This is a genomic window from Xanthomonas sp. LMG 12459 (genome assembly GCF_009192905.1).
Taxonomy (GTDB): domain Bacteria; phylum Pseudomonadota; class Gammaproteobacteria; order Xanthomonadales; family Xanthomonadaceae; genus Xanthomonas_A; species Xanthomonas_A sontii.
In genome coordinates, this window is sequence record NZ_NSGT01000064.1 from 1 (window position 1) to 12424 (window position 12424).

Below are 12424 nucleotides of genomic sequence, written 5' to 3' on the forward strand. Positions count from 1 at the left end.
TGTCAGGCAGGAGAACCGGAGTGCGGCGGCGCTGACTCCTACTCGTGCTTGCTGGCACTGCGGCTAAACGGCCTGCCGCACTCCGCTCTCACCTACAACGATAGACCCTTATTTGACACAAGCGGTTTCAGCCGCAACGGGCATTCCCGGTAAAGCCTGTCGCGGCCGAAGCCGCTCTACGTGGTTGGAGTTCCGGTGAGCTTGGATGTCTCCCGTTACCTAGGCATCTGGTTGCTGCGGCCACGCCAGCCGCTGGCGCACGCGGCAGCGCTCGCATTGACGCCGCGCAGCCACTGGCTGAGGATCGCCATGCCGCATCTGGCGGCCCGAGGTGGCAACGATCCATGAAGGGAATGCGCGTTCTGTGTGCGATAAGTCTGTGGCTGAGCGCGTTCGCCGCCATCGCGGGCGAGTCGCCGGCGCACACGGTCCAGACGTTCTATGCCTGGGCGATCGCGCCCAAGCACGCCGATGGCGACGTTGCGCAGGTGCGGCATCTGCTGGGGCGGGAACTGTTCGCGGCGCTGGAGGCGCAGCGCGCCTACGAGGCAGCCTGCGCCAAACTGGTGCCTGCAGACGTCAAGCCGCACATGCTCGACCAGAGCCCCTTCTTCCTGTGGCCGGACCAACCGACGGCGTTGGTCTCGACGACCGCGCAAGTCACCGGCGACACCGCGCAGGTGCGCGCCCGTCTGGCCATCGATGACCAGCAGTGGACGGATACGTTGGTGCTCGGTCGCCAGGACGATCGCTGGGTGATCCTCGACATCGTGTGGCAGGAAGGAACGCTCACTCGACGCCTGACCGACTTTGCCGCGCAGCGCTGCACGCAATGACGTCGCCGGCGTAGACGAGGGAAGCGCGATGGATGACGTCGGCAGTCGTACCGCGCTATTGCTGAGCCTGCAGCGCGCCCTGCTCGGTGAGGTGCACCCGCAACTGCGGCAGGCCTCGATCGAGGCCGACCAGGCGCGCCGCGTGGTCCGGTTGCGCTTCGAATACGACGGCCCGCCGATGGAAGCGCCTCGCGAAAGCTGCTCGTGCGCCGCCGCCGAGATGATCGCGGACTTTCCGGCGAGCTGGGACCTCGAAGAAGTGCATGTCGCCGTGCCGATGCCGGCCCCGCTGCAGCCCCTGCAGCACGTGGCATACCGTCGCGCAGAACCGGACGCTTCGGCCTGAATCACGCCGCTGGCGCGTGGCATCCTGGGTCCTATCGTTCCCCCGTGCCCGCGTCCACCACCCCGGGAATCGGCGTCGCCGAGGGAAACGCCTCGCGCAGCAGGTGCACGCCCTGCTGTGGCTTGGCCAGTGGCGTCAGGTCCTGGCGGTCGGCGCGCAGTTCGGCGCTGCGGTGCGGGGCGATGGCGTCGCGGCGGGCCTGCAGGTCCGGCTGCAGTTCGCCGTCGCGATTGAACGACCAGGCCAGCATGGGTTCGCCCAGCGGCAGGGCATCGCCCGGCTTCGCGCCGTCGCGCGAATGCCAGGTGTGCCAGGTCTTGCCGTAGCTGTTGAGCTTGCTGCGCATCAGCGCCTTCTCCGCGGTGAGCGGCAGGCCGGGCGCGGACAATTGCCCGGACAGGATCTCGCCGTTGTGCGGATGCCAGTAGCGGCGCTCCTCCGGCGGCAGTCGCTGGAACAGATTCTCGGAAATGATGTACTCCACGCCGGTGAGGTTGGCCTGCGCAGTGTCGCCGTCGAACAGGGCGCACTGGGCGAACTCCTCGTTGACTTGGCGGCAGAAGTGGTGGGCTTCCATCTGCTGGTGCGGGTGGTCGCGCAACGGGTGGAAGCCGACCAGGTGGATGTCCAGCACTGCGGCCGGGCCATCGTCCTGCAGCGCCTTGGCGCCGGCCTCGAGAACGCGTGTCTTGGCGCTCTCGGTAGCGCCGGGCGGCTGCGTGGCGGGTTCTGTGCGGTCGCGGCCACAGGCGGCCAGCGTCAGCAGCAGGGGGGCGAACAGGATCCGGCGCAGGGGGGGCTCCAAGAGCGGCGCGGCGGCGTCGGGCCGCATGGCCCGCACGCGTAACCCACGACAGAGGCAGCATCGGCTGCGCCACGTCGATCGGCTGTGGCCGGGATGTGTGCACGGCGTGGTGCCGCGCAGACCCGGCCAGCCGGCGGCGCGATGCATGAGGTCCGTAGATGTCCGCTGCGACGGCGTGGCGTGACGTGATGCGGTCACGCATCGTCGCGCCGTGGCAGCCACGCCGTCATTGCAATGGCGGTGCAACACAGACGACATATCGTGCCGCGCTGCGCCATCGTATGGCGCATGCCGTCGCGGGCTGCTGCGCAAGCCGAACGGACTCGATTTTGCGCGCTCACAAGGATTCGACATGCTGCATCCCCATCTCTCCCCGCGGCCGCTGACCGCGCGCGCCGCGCCGGCCCGTACTCGTCTGGCGCAGGCCTGCGCCGCCCTGGTGCTTGCCTCGGTCGCCGCCGCCGCCGCCGCGCAGGACAGCGCGCCGTCGCTGGCCGGCAGCGAGACCCGCCCGGCCAACGCCGCCGGTACTGGCGACGCGGCGACCTCGCTGGACACCATCATCGTCACCGCCGAGCACCGCGAGCAAAACCTGCAGGAAGTGCCGGTGTCGGTGGGCGTGGTGCAGGGCGAGGCGATGCGCGACTTCACCGCCGGCGGCGACGACACCCTGCTGGCGCTGTCCGGCCGCGTGCCCAGCTTCTACGCCGAAACCACCACCGGCCGTATCTTCCCGCGCTTCTACATCCGCGGCCTGGGCAACATCGACTTCTACCTCGGCGCCTCGCAGCCGGTGTCGATCATCCAGGACGACGTGGTGCTGGAGCACGTGGTGCTGAAGTCCAACCCGGTCTACGACGTGGACCAGGTGGAAGTGCTGCGCGGCCCGCAGGGCTCGCTGTTCGGCCGCAACACCACCGCCGGCATCGTCAAGTTCGACAGCATCAAGCCCAGCGACGACTACACCGGCCGGGTCACCGCCAGCTATGGCAGCTACAACACGGTCTCGGTCGACGGCGGCATCGGCGGCCCGATCAACGACGTGCTGTCGTTCCGCGTGTCCACCCTGTACCAGCACCGCGACGACTGGGTGGACAACACCTACACCGGCCCGAGCGCCGACGGCACGGTCACCCCGAAGAAGGACGCGATGGGCGGCTACGACGACCGCAACGCGCGTCTGCAGCTGCTGCTGAAGCCGAGCGAGAACTTCTCCCTGCTGGGCTCGTTCCACACCCGCGACTACGACGGCACCTCCACCCTGTTCCTGCGCGGCGCCCTGCACAAGGGCTCGAACAAGGTCGACGTGCCGCGCGACCAGGTGGCCTACGACGAGGCCCACGACAACCCGCAGGCGTACAAGACCCACGGCGCCTCGCTGAAGGCGATCTACGGCTTCGGTGGCGTGTCGCTGACCTCGATCAGCGCCTACGAGACCACCTCCGGCTACAGCCGCGGCGACACCGACGGCGGCGCCGCGGCCAACTTCCCGGTCAACGGCGTGCCCAACGGCTACGGGCAGTCGATGGGCCAGGTGCGCGATCTGGACCAGTACACCCAGGAACTGCGCCTGGCCAGCGAAGGCGACGCCCCGCTGCAGTGGCAGGCCGGCGCGTTCTACTTCGACGGCAAGGACACCACCGACTTCTACCAGCGCGCCTATTTCCTGCAGACCGCTGCGCGCAATCCCAACAACTGGGTGCGCCTGCACAACAGCAACACCTCCTGGGCCGGCTTCGGCCAGCTGACCTACAAGGTCACCGACGCGTTGACCCTGACCGCCGGCGTGCGCCAGACCCGCGACAGCAAGGAGACCAAGCTGCTCAAGACCGCCGACACCGCAGCCGGCGTGGTCACCTACAAGGGCCGCCGCGACGTGCGCCTGGCCGACACCCAGCCGAGCTGGGACCTGAGCGCGATGTATGAGATCAACCCGAACGTCAACGTGTACGCGAAGGTCGCCCGCGGCTTCCGCGGCCCGACCATCCAGGGCCGTTCGGCGGTGTTCAACTCCGACTTCACCACCGCCGACTCGGAAACCATCCTGTCGTGGGAAGCCGGCATCAAGAGCAACCTGTTCGACAACCGCCTGCGCCTGAACGTCACCGGCTTCACCTACACCGTCGACGACATCCAGCTCAACGGCAACGACTCCAACGGCAACGGCGTGCTGTTCAACGCCGACAAGGCCAAGGCCTACGGCATGGAGGCGGACCTTGACTGGCGCCCGATCCCCAACCTGTCGCTGACCGCCGGCCTGAGCCTGCTGCACAGCGAGATCCAGGACAAGCGCGTGTATGCGCAGGTGTGCGGCCTGAACGGCGTGGTGGTGTGCACGGTGAAGGACCCGACCATCCGCATCGGCAACAACACCTTCGCCCAGATCGACGGCAACCCGCTGCCGAACGCGCCCAAGTACAACGTCAACCTGGCCGCGCGCTACGACATTCCGGTCAACGACGGCGGCGCCTTCTTCGTCGCCACCGACTGGAACAAGCAGGGCTACACCAGCTTCGTGCTGTACGACTCCACCGAGTTCACCTCCAACGGCAACTTCGAGGGCGGCCTCAAGCTGGGCTACACCGGCGACTACGGCGCATGGGAAGTGGCCGCGTTCGCCCGCAACATCACCAACGAGAAGAACCTCAAGGGCGTGATCGAGAACTACATGGCGGCCGTGTACAACGAACCGCGCATCGTCGGCGTCTCCTTCAACCTGCACTGGCACTGATCGCAGCACGTCGTAGCACCACGCCGGCAGCACCTGCCGGCGCCAGCGGGCGGGAGGGCGACAGTCCTCCCGCCCGTTTACGTTTTCGCAGCAGTAAATAGCCGGTAACTGTAGCCATAGCCTTTTTGCTCTTTGCTTTTTGCTTGCGGCTTTGGCTGTTGCTTTTGATCTACCGGGTTCCCTTCCGAAGCGGCGGCCATCGCGGGGAAACACCCGAAGGGCGGCGTACATGGATGTACGCCGTCCGCGGCAGGGGCAGGATGCCCCTTCCGCGGATCCCCGTGATGGACGCGGACCCGGAGCGCGCAGCGCGGAGGGCGCGTAGGCAGGGTGTGCTTTCTTTTGGTTACTTTTCTTTGCACAAGCAAAGAAAAGTAACTCGCCCGCAAGGGCGAAAGCCTTTGCTCTTGACTGATGTATCAGATGAAGTGAGCTGCAGTAGCGGCTTCAGCCGCGACGCGCGACGCGCCAGCCTCGTGATGCCCCTGGGACGATGGCCCCCTGCATCGCGGCAGCCGCCGGTCACGGCGTCGGGACTGAAGTCCCTCCCACAACACGTCTCTGCGCGTGACGCATACGTTGGCGATGCCCACCCGTAGGAGCAGCTCCTACGCTCCCAAGACCCTCGAGCAAACCTGCCACCCATCCCAAATCCCATGGCAGCCCCGCCCCCGCTCTGCTAAAGTCCGCGCCCAGCGCTGCCGCGTCCGGCAGCCAGGCACAGCCGCCGCCATGCCTTCAACCGTGAGTCTTTCGGGGGAAGTGGTGTATGCGCGTCGCGCGGTCCGTGTTGTCCTTATGCGTGGTATCCGTCTTGCTGAGCTGGGCGCCGCCAACGCGCGCTGCCGGCGCCGATGCCGCGCCGCCTCCTGATCCCACCACTCTCGACCAGATCGTCGTCACCGGCGAGAAAAGCGGCCGCAGCGTGCAGGACACCACCAGCTCGGTCGCCGTCACCACCGAAGCGCGCATCGAGCAGGAGAACCTGCAGAACGCCTACGAGGTGTTCAACCGCACCGCCAACATGGCCCAGACCTACGGCGATGCCGGCTTCAGCATCCGCGGCATTCGCAACATCGACGGCGGCAGCGATGCGCCGCTGGCCACCATCTACCTGGACGGCGCCGCCCTGCCGTGGAAGGCGATCAGCTGGGCGCCGCTGAGCCTGTGGGACCTGCAGCAGGTGGAAGTCCTGCGCGGCCCGCAGTCCACCCTGCAGGGCGAGAACGCCCTGGCCGGCGCGATCGTCCTGCGCACCGCCGAGCCGACCATGGACTGGCAGGGCAAGCTGCGGGTGCTGGCCTCCGATCCGTCCGACCGCAGCCTGGCCGGTGCGGTCGGCGGCCCGATCGTCGCCGACGAACTGGCATTCCGCGCCTCGGTGGAGCAGCGCAGCTTCGACGGCTACACCTGGAACCTCACCCGCCAGGCCGCCGACGACGCGCAGGTCTCGGCGATCTACCGCGGCAAGCTGCTGTGGACGCCGTCGGCGATCACCGGGCTGAAAGTGCAACTGGGCTACACCCGCTCGCACCGCAACGGGCCGTACATGTACAGCTACGTGCGCACCGATCTGCCCGACTATTTCGGTCACCGCTACACCACCAACAACACCCCGGACCGCACCCGCAGCGACAGCGACATCGTCACCCTGCAGGCCGACTACGCGCTCTCCGACGCCTGGTCGCTGTCCTCGGTCAGCGCCTGGAACAAGGTCACCTCGTCCAGCCTGTGGGACATGGACCATGGCCCGGACAACGCCGGCTACGCGCGGCGCCAGCTCGACGACACCACCGCCTCGCAGGAATTGCGCCTGCACTACGCCGGCGCCGCGGTGCAGGGCCTGCTCGGCGCGTACTGGGCGCGGCACGTGGAAGACAACGACGCGCAACTGCTGAACAACGTCGCCACGCCGACCACCACCATCGCGGGGCTGCTGCGCAGCGCCGGCTTCCCGTCCGCCACCGCCACCGCGATCGCCACCCGCTACGCGCAGGCGCTGCCGGTGATTCCGGTCGACTACGTCAGCGCCAGCCCGACCCGCTCCAGCAACCGCGCGCTGTTCGCTGACGGCCAGTGGCAGGTGGGCAGCGGGTTCTCGCTGCTCGGCGGGTTGCGCTACGACCACCAGCGCTACGCCATGGCCTCCGACACCACCGCGGCCTTCGCCGGCCGCTATCCCGACCCGGCCGCCTTCGCCGCCAGCGGCACCGCGTTGTATCGGGCCATCGTCGCGATCAACCAGGGCGTGGCCGGCATCGTGCGCTCGGCCAACGGCGAGGTGGCCTGGAACACGCGCGACTTCGACGCGCTGCTGCCCAAGCTCGGCGTGCGCTACGACTGGAACCCGGACCTGTCGGCCAGCCTGGTGGTGCAGCGCGGCTACCGCTCCGGCGGCTCCAGCTTCAACTCGGCGCGCAGCCAGGCCTTCCCCTACGACCCGGAATACACCTGGAACTACGAGGCCGCGTTGCGCTCGCAGTGGCTGGACCGGCGCCTGACCCTCAACGCCAACGCCTACTACATCGACTGGAAGGACAAGCAGACCACCGCCTACTTCGGCCTCAACAGCTTCGACTACAACACCGTCAACGCCGGCCGCGCGCATCTGTACGGGGCCGAGCTGGAGGCCAGCCACCGCCCCAGCGAAGCCTTCGACTGGTACGGCTCGCTGGGCTATGCGCGCACCCGCTACGACAGCTTTGCCACCATCGGTGCCTCGGTCATCGACTACGCCGGCCGCGAATTCGCCTACGCGCCGCACTGGACCGCGGCGCTGGGCGCCAACTGGCGCTTCGCCGAGGGCTGGCTGGCCAACCTCAACGCCAGCTTCCGCGACCGCGTCTACACCGACATCGGTGCCGGCGCCGTGCAACTGGCCTCGCGCACCGTGGTCAACGCCAAGTTCGGCTACGAGAACCTGGACTGGAGCGCGTGGATCTTCGCCAACAACCTGCTCGACCGGAACTACGTGCAGTACCGCTGGGCCGCCGATCCGGTCGCGATCCTGGGCGCGCCGCGTGTGGTCGGCATCGGCTTCGAGGCGCGCTGGTGATGCTCGCCTTTGCCACCGCCGCCTATCTGCTCGCCGCCGCGCTGGCGGCGCTGGCGTTCTACCTGGCCACCGCGCACCAGCGGCTGCGTCCGGCCTGGCATCGGCACGCGCGCGCGCTGCGCGTGGCCGGCACGCTGCTGTGCGTGGCGGCGCTGGGTGCGGCGATCGCCGCGCTGGGCGTGTGGGCCGGCGTCTTCGCCGCGTTGAGCGCGACGATGCTGGCGGCGGTGGCCTTGCCGTACCTGGATGCGTGGCGACAATTGCACCAAGGGGCTGGCGATGTGGGCTAGGTGGCTGGCGGCGATCGTGCTCGGCCTGCCGCTGGCGGTGGGCGTCATCGGCTTGTGCGTGCTGCTGTGGCCGGGCGACCTGCAGGTGCACACGCTGCCGTGGCTGTTGCTGGTGTTCCCGCTGTGGGTCGGCGCGATGTCGCTGGCCTTCGTGTTCCGCAGCGGCGCGCGCGCGTGGCTGTGGCTGGGCGCTGCGACCGCACTGTGCTACGTGGCGCTTTACCTGCTCAAGGCCACCCATCTCGTGCAGGTGAGCGCATGAAGGCCGCGACCCTGCGCCAGTTCCTGTCGGCGCACAGCTGGATGGGCCTGCTCGCCGGCATGGCCTTGTTCATCGCCTTCTACGCCGGGGCGATCAACGTGTTCACCCACGACCTGGAGCAGTGGCCGCGCCCGGCCGCGGTGCAGGCCCCGGCGTTGCCGCCGGAGCAGGCCGCGCAGGCGCTGGCCGATGCGGTGCTGGCGCGGCATCCGGCGCTGGCCGAGTCGTACACGCTGATGCTGCCCGGCGAGGGCCGCACGCAGCCGCAGTTGTTCGCGTTCGGGCCGGCCGCGGAGCAGGCCTTCGGCGGCATGGTGCAGTTCCAGCCCGGTGCCGACGGGCAGCCGGTGCAGCTGCCGCAGCGCAGCGGCTTCGTCGCGTTCCTGTACGACCTGCACTTCACTGCCGGGCTGCCGCGCACCTTCGGCACCTACCTGTTCGGTGTGGTCTGCCTGCTGTACGGGGTGGCCCTGGTCAGCGGCGTGGTGCTGTACGCGCCGGTGCTGCTCAAGGACCTGTTCGCGCTACGCCGCGGCCGCAACGTCAAGCGTCTGTGGCAAGACGCGCACAACGCCATCGGCATGCTGTCGCTGCCGTTCCACGTGATCTTCGCCTGGTCCGGCGCGGTGCTGACCCTGGGCGTGCTGCTGCTGGCGCCGTTCCAGTACCTGGTGTTCGACGGCAAGCTGATGCAGGTGCTGCAGCCGGACTTCGAACTGGCGCCGCACGTGCAGCCCGCGCACGTGCCTGCGCCGATGCTGCCGGTGGCCGAGCTGGTGGCACGGGCGCGCGCGGCCAATCCCGGCTTCGTGCCGGAGAGCCTGTCCTTCCACGATGCCGGCGACGCCAATGCGCAGGTGGACCTGTACGGCCACCAGGAGCAGCGCCGGCTCAACACGCTCGGCGGCGTGGCGCTGCGCGTGGCCGACGGCCAGGTGTTGCGGGTGCTGTCGCCGCAGACCATGTCGCCGGGCGTGGCCGCGCTGCGCGGCCTGCAGACCCTGCACTTCGGCGACTACGGGCGCTGGCCGCTGCAGTGGCTGTACTTCCTGCTCGGGCTCGGCGGCGCGTTCCTGTTCTACAGCGGCAACCTGCTGTGGGTGGAAGCGCGGCGCAAGCGCCGCCAGGTCGCGCAGCCGTTGCGCACCCACGTCATGGCGCGGCTGACCACCGGCGTCTGCCTGGGCTGCGTGGCCGGGGTGTCGGCGCTGTTCGTGGCCGCGCGCCTGTTGCCGCCGGGGATGGAGCGCTGGGTGTACTACGCCGTGTTCGCGCTCGGCGTGGCCTGGGCGCTGCTGCGTCCCACCGCGCGCGGCGCCTACGAACTGCTGCTGGCCTGTGCGGTGCTGACCGCGCTGGTGCCGCTGGCCGGGTTGCGCGGCGCCGCCGGCTGGGTGGCGCCGTGGAGCAGCGGGACGCTGCTGGCCATCGACGCCTGCGCGCTGGCGCTGGCCTGGGCCTACTGGCAGATGGCGCGCGCCGCGTATCGCCGCGGGCAGGGCGGCGATCCACACAGCGTGTGGGCGTTCCCGCCGCCGCGCTGACGCTCGCCCTGCCGTGCCAAGGCGGCGCGGCAGGGCGCTGCTGTCACGCAACCGATCGTCCCAAAAGTGGACAATCACGCGCCGGTGCTTTTTCATGGTCTCGACGTGGGCACCGCAGCGTCCGCGCGAAACCGAATCGGGTGACACGATCTGATGTGACCTGATCCGCACTTCGCGCCGCGTTGCCGTCGACAGGGGACTGCATGCACGAGCGTTACCAGGAGCCACACGACGCACCGCCGGGCGAGGCCTACGCGGCGCAATTGCGCAAGGGATTCGCCGCGCTGCGTTTCGATCCTCCGCTGGAACGGGCGTATCGCCACTACACCGCCGCCACGCTGGGCTTCGCGCAGCGCGTGGCGGCCTCGCTGGGCGTGTTGATCGCGCTGCTGCTGCTGGGCTGGGACGCGGTGCATTTCGGCTGGCGCGGCGGCGGCCTGCTCGGCTATGCGGTGGCGGTGCGCGTGGCGACCCTGCTGGCGTTGCTGTGGGTGGCGGCGGCGATCCATCGCGCCGACACGCACGGCCCTGGCCGCGCCGCGCTGTTGCTGCTGGTCGGCGGCACCGGGCTGGTGCTGTCGAGCATCGGCTACCCGCCGCAGGAACTGCGCTATGCGGCGGCGGTGATGACCCTGGTGATCGTGGCCGGCTTCTTCCCGTTGGGCATGGCGTTGTGGCAGAGCGTGGCGGTGGCGCTGCTGCTGTGCGCGATCAGCGCCGTGGCCGGCCATCTGCTGCTGGAGGGCGCGGCGCACGATGCCTACCTGCGCCTGCAGTGGCTGCTGTGGACCGCGGTGCCGGTCGGTGCGGCCGGCGGCTACCTGCGCGAACACTCGCGCCGCGAAGGCTTCCTGCAGCGGCGGGTACGCGACGACGAGGCCTTGCGTGACGCGCTCACCGGCCTGGGCGACCGCCGCCGCTTCGACGAACACCTGGCGGTGGCGCTGGCCGAGCGCAGGCGCCTGCAGCGCGGGCTGGCGCTGATCCTGGTCGAACTCGACGGCTTCGCCGCGCTGAATCAGCGCAGCGGCGCCGGGGCCGCCGACCGCGCGGTGCTGGAGGTGGCCGAGGCCATGCAATGCCTGCTGCGACCGTTGGATGTGGCCATGCGCATCAGCGCCGACCGCTTCGCGCTGGTGCTGTACGACGCCAGCGGCGCGCACCTGCGGCAGGTGGCGCCGGCGCTGCGCGACATGGTCGAGGTGATGGCGATCGCCCAGGATGCGGCGGACGCGCAGGCGCTGACGGTCAGCGTCGGTGCGCTGCTGGCCACGCCGGAGGACACGCCGGCCACGCTGATGCAGCGCGCCGAGGCGCTGCTGGACGCCGCGCGCGCCGTCGGCAACCGCGTGGTGCTGGCCGAGGACACCGGCTGGTAGCACGGTGATCTGGCGCACCAGCCCTCGCGACCGACGCCGCAGCCGCCATTATGGGAGGGACTTCAGTCCCGACGCAGCACCCCAACCGACCTGGCAAGCGCGCCTCTGCTTTCGACAGGCGCACACGGGTGTTTCGTCACGGCCACGCGCGCCGCGCGCGGCGATCGTGGCGCCGCCTCACAACGTCCCGCGCTGCACGAACGGCACCTGCGCGTAGAGCCGGCGCTCGCCGCCGCGCGGGTCGTGCGCCAGGCGGCTGTCGGTGTCGAACAGCAGGGTTTCGCGCTGGGCCAGCGAGTACGGTGCCCAGCGCGGCAGGCCGGGGTGGTTGGGATCGCCGTGGCGGGCGAAGGCCAGCAACGCTGCGCTCATCGCATCGGCCATGCGCTGCGCGCCGGCGCCGTCGCCGGTGCGCGATCCGGGCTGGCGGATGTTGTCGAACACCAGCGGGATGTCCAGGGTGTGGAAGGCGCCGAACTTGCCGCCGTCCAGCGGCGAACCCCAGTCCAGTTGGTAGACCCAGGTCGGCGCGCCCTGCCGCGCGCGCGCCTCGGCTTCCTCGACCGCGCCGCGCCAGGAGCGGCCGGCGGTGGTGGCGGCGAAGAACACCTCGCTCGGCGTGTAGTGCGGATACAGCCGCCGGTACTCGGCGATCACCACCTGCGGCGACAGGTCCACGTACTGCTCCTGCGCCAGCTTGGCCGGCAGCGCGTCCCAGGTCAGCGCGAAGTTGGCCGGATCGTGGCCGAGGAAGGCGCGGGTCTCGTCGTGGGTGTTGCCGATCACCATCGGGATGCGCGCCGACTGCGGTGGCGCGTCCGGCCAGAACGGATGGCGGTGCAGCACCTGCGCATCCAGCACCGGGCCCAGGTACAGCGCGGTGTCCTCCGCGCGCGATGGATCGCGGATGCGGGTGGCCTCGAGCACGCGCTGCAGCGGCAGCGTGCGCAGCGCGTTCAGTTGCGATGGTTCCAACTGCAGCGCTTGCAGCAGCAACTGCGCGCGCTGGCCGGCGGCACGTGGCCCGGCGGCGGTGACCTGCTGCCCGCTCATGGTCCAGGCGCGGTGGAACAGGCCCTGCGCGGCCGGCATCGCCATCAGCGTGGCGATCTTGGCGCCGCCGCCGGACTGGCCGAACACGGTGACGTTGCCGGCATCGCCGCCGAACTCGGCCGC

The 12424-nt window shown here is 69.8% G+C and carries 10 protein-coding genes; 8 read left to right on the forward strand and 2 right to left on the reverse strand.

What is annotated here, in order from left to right:
- The first annotated feature begins 344 nt into the window (after positions 1–344).
- Positions 345–836 carry a nuclear transport factor 2 family protein gene (locus CEK65_RS14290; protein ID WP_226980584.1) on the forward strand — a complete coding sequence of 164 codons (492 nt, stop codon included), beginning with the start codon at positions 345–347 and terminating at the stop codon, positions 834–836.
- A gap of 28 nt (positions 837–864) precedes the next feature.
- Positions 865–1182 carry a hypothetical protein gene (locus CEK65_RS14295; protein ID WP_226980585.1) on the forward strand — a complete coding sequence of 106 codons (318 nt, stop codon included), beginning with the start codon at positions 865–867 and terminating at the stop codon, positions 1180–1182.
- A 31-nt stretch (positions 1183–1213) separates the two neighbouring features.
- Here the strand turns inward: CEK65_RS14295 and CEK65_RS14300 are convergent, their stop codons facing one another.
- Positions 1214–1951, reverse strand: a complete 738-nt coding sequence (locus CEK65_RS14300) for an OBAP family protein (RefSeq protein WP_026143235.1) — start codon at positions 1949–1951, stop codon at positions 1214–1216.
- A 388-nt stretch (positions 1952–2339) separates the two neighbouring features.
- Between CEK65_RS14300 and CEK65_RS14305 the strand changes: the two genes are divergently transcribed.
- The 6 genes from CEK65_RS14305 (at position 2340) to CEK65_RS14330 (ending at position 11248) form a co-directional block, all read left to right on the forward strand.
- Positions 2340–4718, forward strand: coding sequence for a TonB-dependent receptor (locus CEK65_RS14305; RefSeq protein WP_152182157.1), 2379 nt, complete (start codon positions 2340–2342; stop codon positions 4716–4718).
- Positions 4719–5520: 802 nt separating this feature from the next.
- The gene (locus CEK65_RS14310) at positions 5521–7773 is read left to right on the forward strand and encodes a TonB-dependent receptor (protein ID WP_226980586.1); all 2253 of its coding nucleotides are present in this window, start codon (positions 5521–5523) and stop codon (positions 7771–7773) included.
- Positions 7773–8063: a hypothetical protein gene (locus CEK65_RS14315; RefSeq protein WP_017916977.1), complete on the forward strand. Its 291-nt coding sequence runs from the start codon at positions 7773–7775 to the stop codon at positions 8061–8063. The genes CEK65_RS14310 and CEK65_RS14315 overlap by 1 nt, the downstream gene beginning before the upstream one ends.
- Positions 8053–8325: a hypothetical protein gene (locus CEK65_RS14320; RefSeq protein ID WP_017916978.1), complete on the forward strand. Its 273-nt coding sequence runs from the start codon at positions 8053–8055 to the stop codon at positions 8323–8325. Before CEK65_RS14315 ends, CEK65_RS14320 begins: the two co-directional genes overlap by 11 nt.
- Positions 8322–9869 carry a PepSY-associated TM helix domain-containing protein gene (locus CEK65_RS14325; protein WP_017916979.1) on the forward strand — a complete coding sequence of 516 codons (1548 nt, stop codon included), beginning with the start codon at positions 8322–8324 and terminating at the stop codon, positions 9867–9869. The genes CEK65_RS14320 and CEK65_RS14325 overlap by 4 nt, the downstream gene beginning before the upstream one ends.
- A gap of 203 nt (positions 9870–10072) precedes the next feature.
- On the forward strand, positions 10073–11248 hold the full coding sequence (locus tag CEK65_RS14330) for a GGDEF domain-containing protein (protein WP_152182158.1): 1176 nt from the start codon (positions 10073–10075) through the stop codon (positions 11246–11248).
- A gap of 177 nt (positions 11249–11425) precedes the next feature.
- Here the strand turns inward: CEK65_RS14330 and CEK65_RS14335 are convergent.
- Positions 11426–12424 (reverse strand): carboxylesterase family protein (locus CEK65_RS14335; protein ID WP_152182159.1); only part of this gene is annotated, 999 nt, incomplete at its 5' end.